This window comes from Actinoplanes philippinensis (genome assembly GCF_900113015.1).
Classification (GTDB): domain Bacteria; phylum Actinomycetota; class Actinomycetes; order Mycobacteriales; family Micromonosporaceae; genus Actinoplanes; species Actinoplanes philippinensis.
This window is the reverse complement of sequence record NZ_FONV01000023.1, coordinates 32372-51971: the sequence shown is the minus strand read 5'-3', so window position 1 is coordinate 51971 and position 19600 is coordinate 32372. Positions and strand designations below refer to the sequence as shown.

General features: G+C 71.8%; 16 protein-coding genes and 1 pseudogene. 10 read left to right on the top strand and 7 right to left on the bottom strand.

The window, feature by feature from the left end; genetic code table 11:
• The first annotated feature begins 142 nt into the window (after window positions 1-142).
• A complete protein-coding gene (gene holA, locus BM290_RS41870) occupies window positions 143-1126 on the top strand; it encodes a DNA polymerase III subunit delta (RefSeq protein WP_093621583.1) in 984 nt (327 codons plus the stop codon).
• Window positions 1123-1365 (top strand): annotated as a pseudogene (locus BM290_RS50435) (hypothetical protein); the annotation flags it as partial. The gene holA and the pseudogene BM290_RS50435, both read left to right, overlap by 4 nt.
• A 1369-nt stretch (window positions 1366-2734) precedes the next feature.
• On the opposite strand, the gene rpsT reads toward BM290_RS50435, so the two are convergent.
• Complete coding sequence (gene rpsT / locus BM290_RS41860) at window positions 2735-3001, bottom strand: 30S ribosomal protein S20 (RefSeq protein WP_093621541.1); 267 nt, start codon at window positions 2999-3001, stop codon at window positions 2735-2737.
• Window positions 3002-3165: 164 nt separating this feature from the next.
• Complete coding sequence (locus tag BM290_RS41855; protein ID WP_093621540.1) at window positions 3166-4170, bottom strand: phosphotransferase; 1005 nt, start codon at window positions 4168-4170, stop codon at window positions 3166-3168.
• Window positions 4171-4223: 53 nt separating this feature from the next.
• On the opposite strand from BM290_RS41855, the gene BM290_RS41850 reads away from it, so the two are divergent.
• The 4 genes from BM290_RS41850 to BM290_RS41835 all read left to right on the top strand — a co-directional run bounded on the left by BM290_RS41850 (window position 4224) and on the right by BM290_RS41835 (window position 8128).
• Entirely contained in the window at window positions 4224-4757 is a 534-nt protein-coding gene (locus tag BM290_RS41850; RefSeq protein WP_093621539.1) for a DUF4240 domain-containing protein, read from the top strand.
• Window positions 4758-4845: 88 nt separating this feature from the next.
• Window positions 4846-5796, top strand: coding sequence for an MOSC domain-containing protein (locus tag BM290_RS41845; protein WP_093621538.1), 951 nt, complete (start codon window positions 4846-4848; stop codon window positions 5794-5796).
• An 88-nt stretch (window positions 5797-5884) separates the two neighbouring features.
• Window positions 5885-7765: a translation elongation factor 4 gene (gene lepA / locus BM290_RS41840; RefSeq protein WP_093621537.1), complete on the top strand. Its 1881-nt coding sequence runs from the start codon at window positions 5885-5887 to the stop codon at window positions 7763-7765.
• A gap of 81 nt (window positions 7766-7846) precedes the next feature.
• A complete protein-coding gene (locus BM290_RS41835) occupies window positions 7847-8128 on the top strand; it encodes a GlsB/YeaQ/YmgE family stress response membrane protein (protein WP_093621536.1) in 282 nt (93 codons plus the stop codon).
• 103 nt (window positions 8129-8231) lie between these two features.
• Here BM290_RS41835 and BM290_RS41830 read toward each other — a convergent pair whose 3' ends face one another.
• The 3 genes from BM290_RS41830 to BM290_RS41820 form a co-directional block, all read right to left on the bottom strand.
• A complete protein-coding gene (locus BM290_RS41830) occupies window positions 8232-9917 on the bottom strand; it encodes a PAS domain-containing protein (protein WP_093621535.1) in 1686 nt (561 codons plus the stop codon).
• A 113-nt stretch (window positions 9918-10030) separates the two neighbouring features.
• The gene (locus BM290_RS41825; protein WP_239144067.1) at window positions 10031-10897 is read right to left on the bottom strand and encodes a hypothetical protein; all 867 of its coding nucleotides are present in this window, start codon (window positions 10895-10897) and stop codon (window positions 10031-10033) included.
• Between the two features lie 84 nt (window positions 10898-10981).
• Entirely contained in the window at window positions 10982-11746 is a 765-nt protein-coding gene (locus tag BM290_RS41820) for an enoyl-CoA hydratase-related protein (RefSeq protein ID WP_093621534.1), read from the bottom strand.
• Between the two features lie 31 nt (window positions 11747-11777).
• On the opposite strand from BM290_RS41820, the gene hemW reads away from it, so the two are divergent.
• The 4 genes from hemW (at window position 11778) to BM290_RS41800 (ending at window position 16265) form a co-directional block, all read left to right on the top strand.
• Entirely contained in the window at window positions 11778-12977 is a 1200-nt protein-coding gene (gene hemW / locus BM290_RS41815) for a radical SAM family heme chaperone HemW (RefSeq protein ID WP_093621533.1), read from the top strand.
• 126 nt (window positions 12978-13103) lie between these two features.
• Window positions 13104-14126, top strand: coding sequence for a heat-inducible transcriptional repressor HrcA (hrcA, locus tag BM290_RS41810; protein ID WP_093621532.1), 1023 nt, complete (start codon window positions 13104-13106; stop codon window positions 14124-14126).
• A 34-nt stretch (window positions 14127-14160) separates the two neighbouring features.
• Complete coding sequence (dnaJ, locus tag BM290_RS41805; protein ID WP_093621531.1) at window positions 14161-15297, top strand: molecular chaperone DnaJ; 1137 nt, start codon at window positions 14161-14163, stop codon at window positions 15295-15297.
• Between the two features lie 233 nt (window positions 15298-15530).
• Window positions 15531-16265 (top strand): 16S rRNA (uracil(1498)-N(3))-methyltransferase, encoded by a 735-nt coding sequence (locus tag BM290_RS41800; RefSeq protein WP_093621530.1) that lies wholly within the window; start codon window positions 15531-15533, stop codon window positions 16263-16265.
• Window positions 16266-16287: 22 nt separating this feature from the next.
• Here the strand turns inward: BM290_RS41800 and BM290_RS41795 are convergent, their stop codons facing one another.
• Window positions 16288-17073, bottom strand: coding sequence for a class I SAM-dependent methyltransferase (locus BM290_RS41795; protein WP_093621529.1), 786 nt, complete (start codon window positions 17071-17073; stop codon window positions 16288-16290).
• A 51-nt stretch (window positions 17074-17124) separates the two neighbouring features.
• A complete protein-coding gene (locus tag BM290_RS41790; protein ID WP_093621528.1) occupies window positions 17125-19530 on the bottom strand; it encodes a beta-glucosidase in 2406 nt (801 codons plus the stop codon).
• Window positions 19531-19600 lie beyond the last annotated feature (70 nt).

Sequence of the window (19600 nt, the reverse complement as noted above, 5' to 3'; positions counted from 1 at the left end):
GGGTGGCATGTTGGGCCTGGGTTCAGCGACTGTACGGCGGTCAGGGCATGTTCGGTCGCCGATATGTCTGGTTTCGCGTTCGGTGATCAGCGGCCTGCGCTAACGAGTGAGGCTCGCGGAACTGTCGGTCCTCCGTGCGACGATGTTGCACGTGAATGCCGCGCCACCCCCCTCGTTGCTGCTCGTCCAAGGCGACGAGGAGCTTCTCGCCGCCCGTGCCGTCGCCGAGGCGGTCGAGGCCGCGCGAGCCGCCGATCCGGGCGCCGACGTCCGGGAGTATGAGGGCGGGGCGCTCGCCGCCGGTGAGGTCGCCGAGATGCTGAGCCCGTCACTCTTCGGCGGCCGGCGCGTTCTGGTGATCAGGAGTGGCCAGGATGCGCGAAAGGACCTCACCGCCGCGCTCCTGGCCTACGCGAAGAGTCCCGACCCCGAGGTCACCCTCGTCGTCACCCACGTCGGCGGGGCCAAGGGCAAGGCGTTCGCCGACGGGCTGCGTGCCGCCGGGGCCACCGTCGTGCCCGTGATGAAGCTCAAGAAGGACTCCGAGCGGATCGCGTTCGTCCGCAACGAGTTCCGCCGCCACGGCGCCCGGTGCGACGACTCCGCCGCGGCCGCCCTGCTCCAGGCCGTCGGCACCGACCTGCGCGAGATCGCCGCCGCCTGCTCCCAGCTGCTCGCCGACACCGACGGCAAGATCACCGAGGCGGTGGTCGCGCGGTACTACAAGGGCCGCGCCGAGGTCACCGGCTTCGCCGTCGCGGACGCCGCCATGGTCGGTGACCTGCCCGGCGCGCTGGAGGCGCTGCGGTGGGCGCTGCACGTCGGCGTCGACCCGGTGCCGATCGCGGACGCGCTGGCCGACGGGGTGCGGACGGTGGCGAAGGTCGCGTCGGCGGGGCGCGGCAACCCGTACCAGCTGGCGAGCAGCCTCGGCATGCCCGCCTGGAAGATCGAGAAGGCGCAGGCCCGCAGCCGCGGCTGGACCCCGGAGGGCCTGGTCGACGCGATGCGCGCGGCCGCCGACTGCAACGCCGCGGTCAAGGGCGGCGCCGAGGACCGGGGCTACGCGCTCGAACAGACGGTGTTCGCGATCGCCGCCGCCCGCCGGGACGGAGGGGCACGATGACGCGGACCAACCGGGCGGGCCGATCCGGGCCGGCGCATCAGCCGCTGTACGCGCGCATGCTGCGCCTTCGCCACCTCGCGCCCAGCGGGCTGCTCTGCTTCGTCTTCCTCGAGGGCGCCGTGGTCCTCGGGATCCTGCTGGCCCTTGCCGAGCTGGTCAGCTGGTGGGGTGTGGTCGTCCTGCCGGTGACCGTTGCGTTGATGGTCAAGTTCAACGATCTGGTCGCGGGGGCTGTCGTGCCCCGTCCGGTCGCCACCGAGGCGGCGCCGGGGCGGACCGCTGTGTTGCGGCCGGCCGCCATGCCGGCCGCCATGCCGGCGGCTTCTGCCGATGGCTTCACCTCCGCGGGCGGGGCGCGGATGCCTTCGGCCGAAGGGGCCGGGGTTTACGGGTCGGTCTCTGCCGGGCGTGGCCACCACGGCGGGCAGGGGGGCTTCACCTCGGGTTTTCATGGTGGGTCCTCCGCCGAGCGGCCGGGTTTCGAGGGGGAGCGACCACACGGCTATGGCGCCTACGGGTCTTCTGCCGGGCGGGGTGATGGCTTGGGCGTGCGTTCCGCGGGGGCGGGGCGGATGGCCGACGATCGGTTCGCTTCCTACGGGCCGGCCCGGCACGCCGAGGTGGGGCAGCCCGGTGAGTACACGCCGAGCCCCGCGCCGGTGACCGGCGGGTTCACGCCTGCGGTCATGCCGCTCGGGGGCGGCTGTGCGCCGATCGTCTCGCCGGAGCCGTCTGCGCTCGGGTATGACCCGGCCACCTCGCTAGACGGCATGTCCGAGGTGCCGGCGGTGGGGTATCCGGGGTCTTATTCGCGAGGCCTGTCCGGGACCGGTTCATCGGCCGGATCGTCGCCGAGCTCCTCGTCCAGCGCTGGATGGCACGGGGACGAGGGGCAGCGGCAGGTGCGCTCGGCTGCGGAACCAGTGGTGGAGGAACACCGGGGCAATCACGCGCCGATTCGACGGGCGTGGACTGACGAGCGGGACGTTCGGCAGCAGATGGCTCGGCAGGCGGCGTCTCGCCGCTACGAGTGACCTTGGCCGTTGTGCGAAGGCTGGGGTGTCGCCATCGGCTGTGGGCTGTCGCTCCAGGGATACTGCTCGGCCGCATCGGCTGCCCCAATGTCTTGCCTGCTTGAGCGGCTGACGCTGCCGGGAAGCCGACTTGATCTGGTGCTGCGGTCCGGTCGCATGGTGGCGTCCGTGAGGCGTGATCTCACGGGTAGAGACCTTCGACACGCCGTGCGAAAAAGCTGAGTGGGCGGCGTGCCGGTGGCCGGTGGCCTCCGGGCGGCGGTAGCGGTGGCCGGTGAGCCTCTGGGCGGCATAGCGAGGGCCGTGTGCGGGGTTGGGCGCTGCGGGGGCGTGTGTCGGGCGGGGCGGCGTGCCGCACGGGGCGGTGCGATGGCGGCGTGCCGGTGGCCGGTGGCTTTGGGGACCGCTTCGGGCGTACCGGATTAAGGAAAACGTCTGGGAAAACGAAACCGGGCACCGTCGCGAACCGTGAGGTCCGGCGGTGCCCGGGTTTGTCCGAGCCGACCCGCCTCAGAGGCGGGCGCGGGTCATCGGCCGCGTCCGTGCGGCCATGACCTGATCCAGAACGAGCGGATCAGGCGGACAGCGAGGCGATCTTCTTGGCGATGGCCGACTTGCGGTTGGCCGCCTGGTTCTTGTGAATGACGCCCTTGCTGACGGCCTTGTCCAGCTGGCGCGAAGCGTCACGCAGCAGCGCGGTGGCCGACTCGACGTTGCCCGAGTCACTCGCCTCGTGCAGCTTGCGGATCACGGTCTTCAGCGAAGACTTGACCGACTTGTTGCGCAGACGGGCCTTCTCGTTCTGCCGGTTGCGCTTGATCTGGGACTTGATGTTCGCCACGCGACAGCCTTGTCCTGACTAGTTCGGAAAAATGGTCTCAACGAGTGGTCACCGCGCGGCCGTCTCGGATCCCGGCGAGGCCGGTGCAGGAAACAACAGCGTGTCACCACACGCGAGGAACCAGGTTACCAGCACGCCAACGAGCCGCCAAAACGGCTCCGGTCTCAACGACGGAACCAGCGGCGTCTGCCCGGCTCGCCGTCCCAGCCGCGGCGGTCGGCCAGCCAGGCCAGCGCCTGCTCACCACTGAACCGCTGGTGCTGCCGGCTGTGCGGCGACGCGCTGCTCGGACCGTCGCCGGCGCGTGTCAGCCAGTATCCGGCCAGTGCGGCCAGCGCCCCGTCCACCCCCTCGTCGGGAGCGCCCCACGCGCGCAGCACGGCGTCGGTGTCCAGGCCGCTGGCGTAGGCGCTGACCAGCAGCGTCACCGTGTCGAACCAGGGCGCGCCGAGGCACGGCCACGTCCAGTCACACAGCCAGGCCCGGCCGTCCCGGTCGACCAGCACGTTGTCGACCCGCAGGTCGCCGTGGCACATCCCGTCGCCGGCGGCCAGCGGGGGCAGCGCGCGTTCGAGTCTCGCCAGGTCGGCGAGCCGTTGCGGGGCGATCGTGGCGAGGGCCGGCTCGGGCATCGGCGCGCGGCGGGCGGCGATCAGCGACCACCAGGACATCTCGTCGCGCAGGATCTCCGGGAGCGACGGCATGCCGATCTCCAGTAGCTGCGGCGACGGGTGGGCCAGCGCGGTCGCCGCCGCCGACCAGGTCCGCAGCGTGGTGTCCAGATCCTCCGGTGACCAGGGCAACGCCGGGATCCGCCCGTCGATCGCGGGCAGGCACAGCACGAACCAATCGGAATCGGTCATCGTCCAGAGCGGGCGGGCGGCGGTCACCTCCGGGGGCAATGCCGTGGTGAGGGCTGCCTCGCGGGCGTACCACTGGGACACTGGGTCGCTCAGGGGCGCTGCCTTCGCGAACACACTGGTCCCGGCCTCGGTGTCGAGCACCGCGGCGAAGGATCGGGTGAAACCGCCGCCGGCGCTGCGCGCGGCCGAGACCGGCGATCCGAGACGCAGGCTGATCGCTTTCCGCAAACCGTCCGGCAGGTCAGACCAGTGCGGGCGTACGGCGGTCGCGTCGTACGGAACGTCGGGCAGAGTGATCGGCCGCATGACACCATCCTGCCGCCCGCGAAAACGTCGTACCCCACTGGCAGGATCGCAGCATGCGAACCGACGATTTCTGGGCGGTCATCGACCGCGCGACCGCCGACCGGCCGGCCTCGCCCGCCGAGGTGGCCGAGCGCGCCGTCGCCGAGCTGGCCTCGCGCGATCCGGAGGAGATCGTCGCGTGGGGCCGTCACCTCGACAAGGTGATGGCCGCCTCCGGGACGGAGGATCTCTGGGCGGCGGCCTATCTGATCAACAGTGGCGCCGACGAGGCGGGTTTCGACGCCTTCCGGGGCTGGCTCATCGCGCACGGGCGCAAGGCCGTGGCCGCCGCCGTGCAGAAACCGGACGTGCTGGCCAACGTGGTGGTGATCAAGGAGGCGGCGGACACCGGCGCGGTCTTCGAGGCCGAGGAGGTGCTCGGCATCGCCGCCCGGGCCTACGAGGAGGCGACCGGTCAGCCGCTGCCGGCGGAGGATCAGCCACCACACCGGCCTCCGGTGGCCGATCTGTGGGACTTCGACAACGAGGACGAGATGCGCCGTCGTCTGCCCCGGCTGTCCGCCCTGTTCCTGGAGCCACCCGACTGACCCTCCTGGCGTCAGGTTCTTCGCCGAGGGCGGCCGCCTGCTGGGAAACGGGTCGAGGCGGGGTGGCCGGGCTGGCCAGAATCGGGTCATGAGTGATGAATCGGGGACGGTCGTCGCGGTCAGCCGGAACGATGCCTTCACCTTCACCAAGCCCAACCGGGACGAGATCGTGCTCGTGGCGGGCCTCGGCGTCGAGGGTGACGTGCATGCGGGGGTGAACGTGCGGCACCGCAGCCGGGTTCGGGCGGATCCGGCCCAGCCGAATCTCCGGCAGGTGCATCTCATCCAGGCGGAGCTCTTCGCGGAGGTGGCCGAGAAGGGCTTCGACGTGCCGGCCGGCGGGCTCGGGGAGAACGTGACGACCCGCGGCCTCGACCTGCTCGCCTTGTCGCCGGGCACGATTCTGCGCTTCGGCGCGCGGGACAGCGAGTCGGGCGGCGGGAGCGACGGACCGGGCGTTGGGAGCGGCGGACCGGGCGGCGGGAGCGGCGGACCGGGCGGCGGGAGCGGCGGGAACGGCGGACCGGGCGTGGGGAGCGGCGGGAACAGCGGGCCGGGCGGCGGCGGGGACTTCGAGTCGAGCGGCGGCGGGAGCGGCGGGAACAGCGAGGCGGGCGGCGGCGGGGACGGCAAGGCGGGCGGCGGCGGGGACGGCAAGTCGGGCGGCGGCGGGGACGGCAAGTCGGGCGGCGGCGGCGGGCGGGCGGCTCTCGCCGGGGTGCTGGCGGCGGCGGAGGCGGCCACCCTCGACGAGGCCACGGCGCGGGCCGCGGCGGCGGTGGCGGCGGCCGCCGGGCGGGACGGCGGTGACGATCCGCGGCCGGCGATCGTGCTGGCCGGGCTGCGTAATCCGTGTGTGCAGATCGACAGGTTCCGGAGTGGGCTGTTGAAGGAGGTTCTCGGGCGGGACGCCGGTGGTGACGTGGTTCGCCGGGCCGGGGTGATGGCGGTCGTGCTGCGGGGTGGGGTGATTCGCCCGGGGGATCCGGTTGTGGCCGAGCCGCCGCCGGGTTCGCCCGTGCCGCTGGAACGGGTGTGATCGGACCTGCCCTTCCGGGCGTGGGACGATAGGGGACGCCGGCGGTTGAGCCGGCGTCCGCAGCCAAGCCCGAGAAGAACGGAAGACCGTGCCTGGACCGCTCGACCCCGGCGTGAACGTGATCGGATCGACCGATCCCAGCCGCATCCGCAACTTCTGCATCATCGCCCACATCGACCACGGCAAGTCGACGCTGGCCGACCGGATGCTGCAGATCACCGGGGTGGTCGACCCGCGCCAGATGCGTGCGCAGTATCTCGACCGGATGGACATCGAACGTGAGCGCGGCATCACCATCAAGTCGCAGGCCGTGCGCATGCCGTGGGTCGTCCGGGAGGGCGACAAGCAGGGCGAGTCCGCGGTCCTCAACATGATCGACACCCCGGGGCACGTCGACTTCACCTATGAGGTCTCCCGCAGCCTGGCGGCCTGTGAGGGTGCGATCCTGCTGGTCGACGCCGCGCAGGGGATCGAGGCGCAGACCCTCGCCAACCTGTATCTGGCGATGGAGAACGACCTGCACATCATCCCGGTGCTCAACAAGATCGACCTGCCGGCGGCGCAGCCCGAGAAGTATGCCGAGGAGCTGGCCAAGCTCATCGGTGTCGAGCCGACCGACGTGCTGCGGGTCTCCGGCAAGACCGGTGTGGGTGTGGACCATCTGCTCGACGAGATCGTCCGGCAGTTCCAGCCGCCGGTCGGTGACCCGGCCGCCCCGGCCCGCGCGATGATCTTCGACTCGGTCTACGACGTGTATCGCGGTGTGGTCACCTACGTCCGGGTCGTCGACGGCCGGATCGAGGCCCGCGACCGGATCAAGATGATGTCCACCGGGGCCGTGCACGAGCTTCTGGAGCTGGGTGTCGCCTCGCCGGAGATGGAGAAGGCGGGAGCGCTCGGCGTCGGTGAGGTCGGTTACCTGATCACCGGGGTGAAGGACGTCCGCCAGTCGAAGGTCGGCGACACCGTCACCGGCAACAACCGGCCGGCGAAGGACGCGCTCGGCGGCTACAAGGACCCCAAGCCGATGGTCTACTCGGGTCTCTACCCGATCGACGGCTCGGACTATCCGGCGCTGCGTGACGCCCTCGACAAGCTGAAGCTGAACGACGCGGCGCTCACCTACGAGCCGGAGACGTCGGCGGCGCTCGGTTTCGGGTTCCGCGTCGGCTACCTGGGCCTGCTGCACCTGGAGATCATCGGCGAGCGGCTGGAGCGCGAGTTCGGCCTGGACCTGATCTCCACCGCGCCGAACGTGGTCTACCAGGTGATCACCGAGGACGCGAAGGAGACGGTGGTCACCAATCCGAGCGAATTCCCGAGCGGGAAGATCGCCGAGATCCACGAGCCGGTGGTCCGGGCCACGGTTCTGGTGCCGAACGAGTACGTGGGCGCCGTCATGGAGCTGTGCCAGAGCCGCCGGGGCAGCCTGCTCGGCATGGAGTACCTGTCCTCCGAACGGGTGGAGCTGCGCTACACGCTCCCGCTCGCGGAGATCATCTTCGACTTCTTCGACCAGCTCAAGAGCAAGACCAAGGGGTACGCGTCACTCGACTACGAGCCCTCCGGCGAGCAGGCGGCCGACCTGGTGAAGGTGGACATCCTGCTGCACGGCGAGCCGGTCGACGCCTTCAGTGCGATCGTGCACAAGGACAAGGCGTACAGCTATGGCACCACCATCGCGGCCAAGCTGCAGAAACTGATCCCGCGGCAGCAGTTCGAGGTGCCGATCCAGGCGGCCATCGGCAGCCGGATCATCGCCCGCGAGACCATCCGGGCGATTCGCAAGGACGTGCTCGCGAAGTGCTACGGCGGTGACATCAGCCGGAAGCGGAAGCTCCTGGAGAAGCAGAAGGAAGGCAAGAAGCGGATGAAGATGGTCGGTCGTGTGGAGGTGCCGCAGGAGGCCTTCATCGCCGCGCTGTCGACGTCGGACAGCGCTGACACCAAGGGGACGACCAAAAAATAGGGCGGTTTGAGTTCTCGGGGGGTCGGGAAATCAGGGGCTCGACGGACGCAACCAACAAGCTCCACCCCCGAGGAGGATTCGATGGAATTCACGCTCACCGGCATCATCGTCGCCCTGATCGTCGGTCTCATCATCGGTGCGCTCGGCCGCCTCGTCGTGCCGGGCAAGCAGAACATCCCGCTGTGGCTGACCATGGTCGTCGGTGTTGTCGCCGCGCTGCTGGGCACGGTGCTTGCCCGGGCGCTGGGCGTCGCTGACACCCGTGGCTTCGACTGGATCGAGTTCTTCTTCCAGGTCGTTCTGGCCGCCATCGGTGTCGCGCTGGTCGCGGGTACCCGTGGCCGTCGCCACCTGACCCGCTGACACGCGGTCTGACCCAAAACGCGAGAAGCCGGCCCCAACGGTGGGGCCGGCTTCTCGCGTTCCCTGGTGAAAGGGCCTCGGTGAAAGGGCCGGGCGAACGGTCTCAGTAGCGGAACTTGTCGCGGGCGCTGCGCCGGTTGACCCAGGCGGGCAACTCGCCCTGGTGCTCGTGGTGCGGGGCGGGGTCGGTCACGGCGCCGCTGTTGCCGACCGGCCGCAACGTGACGACCAGACCCTGCACGAGCCGATCGTGGCGTAGATCACGGTAGGACATGGCGACGAAGACGTGGGTGCCGTCCGGCCGGGGCAGCGCGCAATACACCGTGCCGTCGCCCTCGGCGCGCAGGGCACGGCGTACCGCCTCCTGGTCGTCGGAGTGAATGAGATCGTCGAGGGCGGTGAGCGGCGGCAGGTCGCCGCCGCCGATCAGACGTCGCAGGCCCGGGCTCGCATAGCGGATCCGGTGGTCGGAGTCGACGACGGCCATGATCTCCGCGGTGTTGCCGGTGACGGCCCGCAGGTAGAGATCGCTGTCCCGGCGCCCGACCGCCTCGACCAGGGTGATCCGGTCCAGGGCCAGGGCGGTCTCGCCGGCCAGCACCTCGAGCGCGTCGCGGCCGGCCGTGAGGGCCTCCCGCCGCCCGGTGATGACGAGGGCGCCGCCGCTGGGCCGGGCCACCGCGAGCGGTTCGAGGCGGAGCGGGCAGATCAGCGTGCGCTCGTCACCGCCGGCCGTGCCGGTCCACCAGCTGTGCGTTCCGGCTTCGGAGGGCGTGGCCGTGCCGGTCCACCAGCTGTGTGTCCCGGCGTCGGAGGGTGCGGCCGGCAGGCCTTCGAGGGACAACCGCCCGTCGTCGGTGGCGAGGATCACCCGGCGGACGCTGCCGGGCGGCAACAGCCGGGTGACAGCGGCGCGGACCGCCCGCTCGACGGCCGGCGCGTCGGCGGCGGCGACGAGCGCGGTGTTGGCGGCCCGCAGGCCACGCTCCCGGCTCAGGGCCTGACTGTGCTGGTGTACGGCGTCCGCGAGCCGGGTGATGGTGAGCAGCAGCGTGATCGCCCCGGTGACCGCGATCACCAACCCGTTGCGAACCGGCCCGGAGACGGCCTCGATGATCAGCACGCACGGCGGGGTGGCGGCGGAGAGCGCGAGCAGGACGGTGTCGCGGAAGCGCCACGGCGACATCCGGGCCGGCCGAGGCTCGGTCAGCCGGATCATCGACGGGTGCAGCGCGGACAGCCCCCACGCGAGGTAGAGCAGCACATACGCGGACTCGGCGGCCGGGCTCTCGCCGCTGAGCGGATAGAACACGTCGCCGGTCAGCATCCCCGCCGAGCCGGCGACCAGCAGGATCGCGGCGACATTGGTGCGGTCGGCGGCAACCAGGCGCACGGCGACGCCGAGCAGCAGCAGGTCACCGATCACGTCGGCGGGGGAGACGAGGTCGAACCGGCTGTCCACGCTGATCACGAAGACCCAGACGACGAGCATGCCGGAGCAGGCGAACGCCACCAGATCGATCAGGCGGGCCCGGTCGACCAGCAACGCGCCACCCCGGGTGAACTGCAGCAGGCTCAGCGCGACGAGGGCGAACATCGCCAGGTAGGCGGTGTCGGCGACGGCCATGCGCTGGTACGCGTAGAAGACGTCCCCGATCGCCAGGGTGGCGACCGCCCCGGCCAGCAGCAGCCAGGGCGCACGCCGGGCGGGGCGGTGCCGGTGAACGCCCCAGAGAATGGCGCCGACGCTGCCCGATCCCAGCAGGATCCATTCGATCGCCCTCAGCACGACCTACTTAGTACCAGCGTGGTTGCGCACTGTCCATGTGGATGTATACGCAGCGCAACCGTTATCCGGCAAGCGAGACATTACGGCTAGTCACCGATACTTCCGGCGTTGTCTCAATGAAAGACCTCCGCGACGACCTGCGCCGGGCCGGCCCCACCGCCGTCGGTTACCGGCTGCCACTTTCCCTCCGGCGCGTGCCACTCCAGGCCACCGAAACGTACCCGTTCGAGACCGGTCGCCGAGGCGTGCGAGACCAGCCAGTGCGCGAACCGCCATCCGACGCTCGCGTCGGCGACCTCGACGGTGAGCCCGGCCGCCTCGGCGCTGCGAGCCTGACCGGTGAGTTTCTTGCCCCAGTCGAGCTGGAGACTGCTCAGCAGCGCGGCGGCCGCCTCGGCGCCACGCACCGCCGGGATGTCCGGCACGACGCACTCGACGGCGCCGGTGGCCCGGCCGGTCAGCGCGGCGGCCAGCACTTTCGACTCGTCGGCCCACTTCTCGTAGGCCTCCGGGTAGGCCGACCGCTGCACCCGCTGGGCGGCGTCGGTGACCCGCATCTCCTCCCAGCCCTTGACCTTCTTCAGGGCCGCGTAGAACTTGCCGGCCGCATAGCGCGGGTCGCTGATCTGCTCGACCGTGCCCCACCCCTGGCTGGGCCGCTGCTGGAAGAGGCCGACCGAGTCGCGGTCGCCACTGTCCAGATTCTCCAGTTTCGACTCCTGGAAGGCGGTGGCGAGCGCCACGACGATCGCCTGCTCCGGCATGTTGCGCCGGACCCCGACCGCGGCGATGGTCGCCGCGTTGGCCATCTGCGCGGTGTCCAGCGTGACCTGTCCGTCGGCCCGGACCGTGCACTCGGGACCGAGTTGCGGCAGCTTGATGGTGCCGGCCAGGGTGTTGACCAGGACGACCACACCGGCCATCACGGCGACGGACAGCAGGGCGATCAGGCCCACGATCGGCTTCGCGCGCACCCACACCTCCTCTGACGCCGGACGCCAAGCCTAGACAACGAGCGCTTGCGACCCGGCGTCACTGTGCGCCGTGGCACCCGACCGGGGCGATCATCGGATCCAGCTCGGGTCACGCTTCTCCCGCGCCGCGGCCACGCCCTCCCGCCCCTCGGCGGACTTGAAGTATCCGGCCGAGCGGTGCGCGAGATCGGCCAGGTCGGCCCGGATCGAGTCGGCACGCGTACGCCGCAGAAGTTGTTTGGTGCCGGCGAGCGCGAGCGGACCGCCCCGGACCAGCGAGTCGCAGTAACGCCGTACCGCGTCGTCCAGATCGTCCTCCGCGACGGCCGCGGTGACCAGGCCGATCTCGGCCGCCCGGGCCCCGTCGAAGACGTCACCGGTCAGATAGAGATCGGCGGCGGCCCGGGGCGCCAGCCGCGGCAGCACGGTCGAGCTGATCACCGCCGGGATCACGCCGAGCCGGACCTCGGTGAAGGCGAAGGTGGCCGATCGCACACAGACCGCGATGTCGGCGGCGCCGATCAGGCCGAGGCCGCCGGCCCGGGCCGGCCCGGCGATCCGGGCGACCACCGGCTTGCCGAACTCCCAGAGCACGGCCAGCACGTCGGCGAGCATCTCGGCGGGCAGCCGGTCGCCGGGACCGGCCGCGGCGGTCTCCTTCAGGTCGACGCCGGAGGAGAAGACCGGGCCCTCGTGGGTGAGCACCACCACACGGCTGTCCGGGTCGGCGGCCGAGGCGGCGAGCGCGTCCAGCAGCTGCCCGAGCAGGGCGGTGGAGAGCGCGTTGCGGTTGGCGGGATTGTCGATTGTCATCGTGGTCACGCCGGCGGCGGTGACGGTACGGACCAGATCCATCCCGGAACTGTAAGACGTGCACACTTGACGCATGGCCGGCGCACTCCCCGATGGCGAACCCGTACCCACCGACGGGTCGCTCCCCGACGACGCCACCCGTGAGGTCGGCAAGAACGGGTTCGCCGTCTACGTGCACGTCCCGTTCTGCGCCAGCCGCTGCGGGTACTGCGACTTCAACACCTACACGGCGGCTGAGCTGGGCGGCGGGGCGAGCCGCGACGAGTACGCGGAGACCGTCCTGGCCGAGCTGGCCCTCGCGGCCCGGGTGATCGAGCCCGGCCCGGTCGGCACCGTCTTCGTCGGCGGCGGCACACCCACCCTGCTCAGCGCCGGTGACCTGGGCCGGGTCCTGGAGGGCATCGACCGTACGTGGGGGCTGGCCCCGGGCGCCGAGGTGACCACCGAGGCCAACCCGGAGTCGGTCGACCCGGCCTACCTGCGGCAGCTGCGCGCGGCCGGGTTCACCCGGATCTCGCTGGGCATGCAGTCGGCCGCCGACAACGTGCTGCGGGTCCTCGACCGCAAACACACCGCGGGTCGCGCCCCGCAGGCCGCGACCGAGGCGCGCGAGGCCGGCTTCGAGCACGTCAACCTGGATCTGATCTACGGCACGCCGGGGGAGAGCGCGGACGACTTCGCGCGCTCCCTGCGGACCGTCGTCGACGCCGGCGTGGACCACGTGAGCGCCTACGCGCTGATCGTCGAGGACGGCACCCGGATGGCCGGGCGGATGCGGCGGGGCGAGCTGCCCTACCCGTCCGACGACGTGGCCGCCGACCGGTATCTGGCCGCCGAGGCGGCGCTGACCGAGGCCGGCTTCGGGTGGTATGAGGTGTCCAACTGGGCACGGCCGGGCGGGGAGTGCCGGCACAACCTGCTCTACTGGACCGGCGCCGACTGGTGGGGTCTCGGGCCGGGCGCGCACAGCCACGTCGGCGGGGTGCGCTGGTGGAACGTCAAACACCCTTCGGCGTACGCCGGACGCCTTGCCGCGGGGGCGTCCCCGGGACACGCGCGGGAGCTGCTCACCGACGCCGACCGGCACCTGGAGGACGTGATGCTCCGGGTGCGGCTGCGCGAGGGCATCCCCCTGGACCGGGTCGACGCCACCGGCGCGGCGCAGGCCCTGGCGGACGGGCTGCTCGAGCCGGACGCCTACGAGCGGGGGCGGCTCGTGCTCACCCTGCGGGGCCGCCTGCTGGCCGACGCGGTCGTCCGCGACGTGCTGTAACAGCCGGTCTGACGCCTCCGGGCCCAATATCCGAGCCCGGTACGTACTTTCGATCATCGCGTTGTGACCGCCCGCGACGTAGACTGGCACTCTATTAGCGGGAGTGCCAGCAGGGGGAGGGGTCATATGAGTCTGGATGACCGCAAGCTCGAGGTGCTCCGGGCGATCGTCGAGGACTACGTCGAGACCCAGGAGCCGGTGGGCAGCAAGGCGCTGGTCGACCGGCACAAGCTCGGCGTCTCCCCGGCCACCGTGCGCAACGACATGGCGGTGCTGGAGGAGGAGGGCTACATCCGGCAGCCGCACACCAGCGCCGGCCGGGTGCCCACCGACGCCGGCTACCGGCTCTTCGTCGACCGGCTCACCAAGATAAAACCGCTGAGCCCGGCCGAGCGCCGCGCCATCGAGCGGTTCATGGTCGGCGCGGTCGACCTCGACGACGTGGTGCACCGCACCGTCCGGCTCCTGGCCCAGCTCACCCGCCAGGTCGCCGTCGTGCAATATCCGAGCCTGTCCCGCTCCGCGGTCCGCCATCTGGAGCTGGTGCCGATCTCCACCACCCGCCTGATGCTGGTGATGATCACCGACACCGGCCGGGTCGAGCAGCGCCTCGTGGAGATGCCCGGCCCGGTCGGCGACGGCGAGGTGTGGGAGCTGCGGCTCCGGGTCAACGAGAAACTGGCCGGTCAGCGGCTCTCCGACGCCCCGCCCCTCGTGCAGAAACTGGTCGAGGAGTCGGTCCCCGAGAGGCGCGCGGCGATGACCTGTTTGGCGTCGGTTCTGCTGGAGACTCTGGTCGAGCGGAGTGAGGAGCGCCTCGCCCTCGCGGGTACGGCCAACTTGACACGCGGGGGTGTGCTGGACTTCCAGGGCACGCTGCGGCCCGTCCTCGAGGCTCTCGAGGAGGAGGTCATCCTTCTGAAGCTCATCGGCGATCTGGAGCCCCGGACCACCCGGGTCCTGATCGGCGACGAGAATCAGATCGACAACCTGCGATCGGCGTCCGTGGTGAGCAGCGGTTACGGGCCGGGCACCACGATCGTTGGGGGGCTCGGCGTGCTGGGCCCCACCCGGATGGACTACCCCGGCACTATCGCTACCGTTCGTGCAGTGGCACGCTACGTTGGCGACCTGTTGGCACAGAATTGACGGATTCGCGCAGACATTGAGGACTCCAAACCCCGTGGCCAAGGACTATTACGGAATTCTCGGTGTGAGCCGGGAGGCAACCGACGACGAGATCAAGCGCGCCTACCGCAAACTGGCACGGCAGTACCATCCGGACGTCAATCCGGACCCGGAGGCGCACGACAAGTTCAAAGAGATCAACGCGGCGTATGAGGTCCTCTCCGACGACCAGAAGCGGCAGATCGTCGACCTCGGTGGCGACCCGCTCGCGCCGGGCGGCGGCATGCCCGGTGGAGCCGGTGGCGCCGGCCCGTTCGTCGGCTTCCAGGACATCATGGACGCGTTCTTCGGCACGGCGGCCGGTGGCGGCTCCCGTGGCCCGCGCCCGCGCACGCGTCCCGGCGCCGACGCGATCCTCCGGCTCGAGCTCGACCTGGTCGAGACCGCCTTCGGGGTGGAAGCGCCGATCACCGTCGACACCGCGGTCCTCTGCACCCAGTGCTCCGGCGCCGGCACCGCGCCCGGCACCCACCTGTCGACGTGCGAGGTCTGCTCCGGCCGTGGCGAGGTCCAGTCGGTGCAGCGCACCTTCCTCGGCCAGGTCGTCTCGTCCCGTCCGTGTCAGAACTGCCAGGGTCACGGCACGGTCATCCCCAGCCCGTGCCCGACCTGCGCCGGTGACGGCCGGATAAGGACTCGCCGCTCGCTGACCGTCAAGATCCCGGCGGGCGTCGAGGACGGCATGCGGATCCGTCTGGCCCAGCAGGGTGAGGTCGGCCCGGGCGGCGGCACCGCCGGCGACCTGTATGTGGAGATTCACGAGCGGCCGCACGACGTCTACTCCCGCAAGGGCGACGACCTGCACTGCCGGGTCACCCTGCCGATGACGGCGGCGGCCCTCGGCACCAGGATGACCATCAAGACCCTCGACGGCGAGGAGAACATCGAGGTCAAGCCGGGCACCCAGCCGGCCAGCACGCTGCGTATCCGGGGCAAGGGCGTCCCGCACCTGCGCGGCCAGGGCCGTGGCGAGCTGTTCGTGCACCTCGACGTCAAGACGCCGACCAAGCTCACCGCCGACCAGGAGCGGATGCTCCGCGAGTTCGCCAAGACCCGCGGGGAGGACGTCGCCGAGCTGAGCAAGCAGGGCGGGTTCTTCAGCCGGATGCGGGACGCCTTCAACGGCCACTGATCCGGTCCGTGACGAAACGCCGGGTGTGCCCTCTCGCGCACCCGGCGTCTTTTTGTGCCCGATCCGGGACGGGGAAGCGTCCGGTCCGGGACGGGGAGCGTCCGGTCCGGGACGGGGAGCGTCCGGTCCGGGACGGGGAGCGTCCGGCCCGGCAAGGGGCGCGCGGACGGCCCGCCGGCTGCTCCAGCGGCGCGCTGCAACGGTGCGGGCCGTGGTTCGGTAGCGTTCCGGGAATGTCCGCGCCGCTGTTCCTGGTCGAGAGCCTGCCCACCGGATCGTCGTTCACTCTCGACGGGCCGGAGGGGCACCACGCCGCCACCGTGCAGCGGCTGCGCGCCGGTGAGGCGCTGATCCTCGCCGACGGGCGCGGCGGCACCGCCCGGGCCGAGGTGACCGCGGTCGGCCGGGGCAGCGTCGAGGTGGCCGTTCTGAGCGTCGCCGAGGAGCCGTCCGCCGACCCGCGCCTGGTCGTCGTGCAGGGCATCGCCAAAGGTGACCGGGGTGAGCTGGCCGTGCAGGCGATGACCGAGGTCGGCGTCGACGAGATCGTGCCGTGGGCGGCGTCCCGATCGGTGGCCCAGTGGCGGGGTGACCGCGGGGCCAAGGCGCGCGACAAGTGGGCGGCGACCGCCCGGGAGGCCGCCAAGCAGGCGCGGCGCTCCTGGCTGCCGGCCGTCGCCGGTGACCCGGACTGCTCGACGAAGCAGGTCGCGGCCCGGCTGGCGGGGGCCGCTGCGGCGTTCGTGCTGCACGAGGAGGCCACCGAGCGGCTGACCGTGGCGGAGCTGCCCGCCTCCGGGGAGGTGGTGCTGGTCGTCGGCCCGGAGGGCGGTGTCAGCGACGCGGAGCTGGCGGTCTTCCGGGCGGCCGGCGCGGTGCCGGTGCGTCTGGGGACCGAGGTGTTGCGTACCTCCACCGCCGGCGTCGCCGCCCTGTCGGTGCTCGCCACCCGCCTCGGCCGCTGGTGACGGTGGGATCCGGCAGCGGGCCTCAGGACGGGCGGCGGGCCAGGGCCACGTAGGTGTGGAGGGCGAAGTCGATCGTGGCGCCGTGGGCCTCGACGACGGCGACGGTCTCGTCGATCACGGTGTGGCGGCGGGGCTCGTCGAGCATCCGGTACAGGGAGATCGAGTGCAGGTGGGCACGGTACTCGGCGGGGGTGTAGGAGCGGGCCGAGCGGTAGCGCAGGGTGCGCAGATCGGTGAACAGCTCCTCGATGCCGCCCAACTCCGGCCACTGCTCGGCGAACGGGCGCGGGGTGTCCGGAAGGTCGTCGGCGTGCAGTGAGTGCGGGGACTGCTCACCGGTCAGGCCGTGCCGGGCGTCGACCTCGGCCAGGGCGGTGTACAGCTCGCGGTCGGGGAGCAGGAAGACGTTCCAGAACGGGGCCAGCAGGCCGCCGGGGGCCAGCGCCTCGAACGCCAGCGCGTGGCGGTGTGCCCGATCGACCCAGTGCCAGGCCTGAGCGCTGATCACCAGCTGGTAGGGGCGGTCCGGGCACCACTGCTCGAACGTGGACTCGACCACCGGCACGCCGGGAACGGTGCGCCGCAGCACGGCCGCCATCCGAGGATCCGGTTCCAGGCAGGTGAGGTCGATGTCGTGGGCCGCGAACAGCGCCGACGCCTTGCCGGTGCCGGCGCCCACCTCCAGCACCGGTCCGGGACCGGCCAGCTCCAGGATCTCGGTGGCCAGGTCGGCCGGGTAGCTCGGGCGGACCCGGTCGTACTCCTCGGCCAGTTCCCCGAAGACCTGTGCCCGTTCACGCGTCGTCATGACCGCCAACCTAGCCGGGACGGGACCGGACGGCCCCGCCCCGGGGACGGGTCAGATCGTGATCTCGACGGACCGGCGGGGGTCGTCCAGGGCGTGGGCGGCGATCACCGTGTAGGCGCCGGGGACCGTCTGCCAGCCGTCGTTCCACACCTGGAAGGCACGCTCCGGAATCGGGATCGTCACGGTGACGGACTCGCCCGGCTCGGCGTCGACCGTCGCGAAACCGGCCAGCCAGCGCTCCGGCCGCTCCACCGGCGAGTCGCCGTCCGGGTCGGGGGAGGCGGTCAGGGTGTCGGCGCCGGGCGCCAGGTAGACCTGCACGACCTCACGGCCGGCGCGCCAGCCGGTGTTCGTGACGGTCACCCGCACCTCGGACCCGGAGTGCGCCAGATGGTCGTACGACCAATCGGTGTATCCGAAGCCGTGACCGAAGGCGAACAGTGGCTCGGTCGCCTGCCGCAACCACCCGCGGTAGCCGATGAAGATGCCCTCGTCGTAACCGAGCGTGCCGTCCGAGGGCTGGACCTCGAGCACCGGGCAGTCCTTCTCGCTGCGCGGCCAGGTGGTCGGCAGCCGTCCGCCCGGCTCGGCGACCCCGAGCAGCACGTCGGCGAGCGCGGCGCCCGCCTCCTGGCCGGGGAACCAGGTCAGCAGCACCGCCGCCACCTCCCCGGACCACGGCAGCAGCACCGGCGAACCGGCGTTGACCACGACGATCGTCCGCGGGTTGGCCGCCGCGACCCGGGACACCAGCTCGTCCTGACGACCGGGCAGAGCCAGCGAGGTACGGTCGAAGCCCTCCGACTCGACCTGCTCGGTGGTGCCGACCACGACCACCGCGACATCCGACCGGGCGGCCAGCTCGACCGCCTCGGCGATCAGCCCCTCCTCGTCCGGCCCCGGCGCCCGGTGACCCAGCGTGGTCGACACCGAGTGGGCGGCACCCGGCTCGAAGGTCTGCCGCAGCAGCACCGGAACCGGCACGCCGGCCTCCAGCGTGACCGTGAATCGCTGCTCCCGCGGGTGCAGCAGCAGGTCGGCGCGGCCGGTGCCGGGCGGGTGCAGCGAGCCCTGGTAGAGCTTCTCCCCGCCGACGATCAGCTCGAACGCGCCGAATCCGGAGACGGCCAGGACGTGCTCGCCGCCGGCCTCGGGCGTCAGCTCGGTGCGCAGCTCCAGGGTGGTGATCCCGGCCACGTCGAGCCCGGCGGGCGGGTCGCCGATCCAGCGGATGGTGGCCGTCTCGACCGGCACGTCGTGCTCGTGGATCACGAACCGGAACGGCGCCCAGCCGGGGCCCTGCGCGGCCGGCAGGAACGGGCGCGGGTCGGCGCCGATCGCGTACGCCACGTCGACCCCGGGCAGGTCGTGACGCAGCCCGTCGAGCGGGGAGATCACGTGCCGCGGGGTGACCTGGGCGCTGCCGCCGCCGAGCACCCGGGCGTCGGTGGCCAGGGCGCCGATCACCGCGACCCGGGTCAGTTCGGCCGGCTCCAGCGGGAGCGCGCCGTCGACGTTGCGGGCCAGCACGAACGAGCCCACGGCCACGTCGTGCGCCACGTCGTCGCCGTCCTCGTCGAGGGGGAGGGCGGGCGTCTCCAGCAGGTCCAGCGCGCCGGTCCGCGCGGCGAGGAGCAGCACACGGCGTACCTTCTCGTCGATCACGTCCTCATCGACGGCGCCGGACCGGACCGCCTCGACCAGCGCCGGGCCCCACGGGTTGTCCATCGCGGGCATGGCGATGTCGAGGCCGCCGAGCGCGGAGGCCACCGTGTCGCGGGCCGCCCGCCAGTCGGAGACGACGACCCCGTCGAAGCCCCACTCACGCTTGAGGATCTCGTCCTGGATGCGCCCGTTGGCGGCCATCGACGCGCCGTTGACCCCGTTGTACGCGCTCATCACGCCCCACCCGCCGGACGCCGCGACCCGCTCGAACGGCGCCAGGTACAGCTCGCGCAGGGCCCGCTCCGGGATCCGCACGTCCACGGTCATCCGGTCGGTCTCGAAGTCGTTGCCGACCAGGTGTTTCACCGTGGTGCCGACGTGGTGCTGCTGGACGCCCTCGACGAAGCCGACGGCGATCTCGCCGGTCAGCAGCGGGTCCTCGGAGTAGCACTCGAAGTGCCGGCCGCCGAGCGGGGTGCGGTGCAGGTTGACGGTCGGGCCGAGCAGCACGTGCACGCCCTTGCGCCGGGACTCCTGGCCGAGCAGCCGGCCGGCCCGGCGGGCCAGCGCCACGTCCCACGTGGCGGCGAGCGCGGTGGGGCTGGGCAGGGCGACCGACGGGTCGTCCGGGGTGTACCCGGTGCCGCGGACGCCGACCGGGCCGTCCGACATGACGAGCGAGCTCAGCCCGATCCGGGGGATCGCCGGCAGCGACCAGAAGTCCTGTCCGGTCAGCAGCGAGACCTTCTCCTCCAGGCTGAGCTGCCGGAGCAACGGGTCGAGGTCGATCATGAGAGCGCTCCCAGGGGTGTGTCGGAGGATCCGTCGACCATCTAAGCCCACGTCCGGCCCATAAGATCCA

What these genes read in the sequence shown, in the direction of transcription:
- hrcA (WP_093621532.1), top strand. Translation starts at nt 13,104, where the DNA reads ATGAGTCTGGATGACCGCAAGCTCGAGGTGCTCCGGGCGATCGTCGAG.
- BM290_RS41835 (WP_093621536.1), top strand. Translation starts at nt 7,847, where the DNA reads ATGGAATTCACGCTCACCGGCATCATCGTCGCCCTGATCGTCGGTCTC.
- BM290_RS41820 (WP_093621534.1), bottom strand. Translation starts at nt 11,746, where the DNA reads ATGGATCTGGTCCGTACCGTCACCGCCGCCGGCGTGACCACGATGACA.
- BM290_RS41790 (WP_093621528.1), bottom strand. Translation starts at nt 19,530, where the DNA reads ATGATCGACCTCGACCCGTTGCTCCGGCAGCTCAGCCTGGAGGAGAAG.
- BM290_RS41855 (WP_093621540.1), bottom strand. Translation starts at nt 4,170, where the DNA reads ATGCGGCCGATCACTCTGCCCGACGTTCCGTACGACGCGACCGCCGTA.
- hemW (WP_093621533.1), top strand. Translation starts at nt 11,778, where the DNA reads ATGGCCGGCGCACTCCCCGATGGCGAACCCGTACCCACCGACGGGTCG.
- holA (WP_093621583.1), top strand. Translation starts at nt 143, where the DNA reads ATGTTGCACGTGAATGCCGCGCCACCCCCCTCGTTGCTGCTCGTCCAA.
- BM290_RS41845 (WP_093621538.1), top strand. Translation starts at nt 4,846, where the DNA reads ATGAGTGATGAATCGGGGACGGTCGTCGCGGTCAGCCGGAACGATGCC.
- BM290_RS41795 (WP_093621529.1), bottom strand. Translation starts at nt 17,073, where the DNA reads ATGACGACGCGTGAACGGGCACAGGTCTTCGGGGAACTGGCCGAGGAG.
- BM290_RS41800 (WP_093621530.1), top strand. Translation starts at nt 15,531, where the DNA reads ATGTCCGCGCCGCTGTTCCTGGTCGAGAGCCTGCCCACCGGATCGTCG.
- BM290_RS41850 (WP_093621539.1), top strand. Translation starts at nt 4,224, where the DNA reads ATGCGAACCGACGATTTCTGGGCGGTCATCGACCGCGCGACCGCCGAC.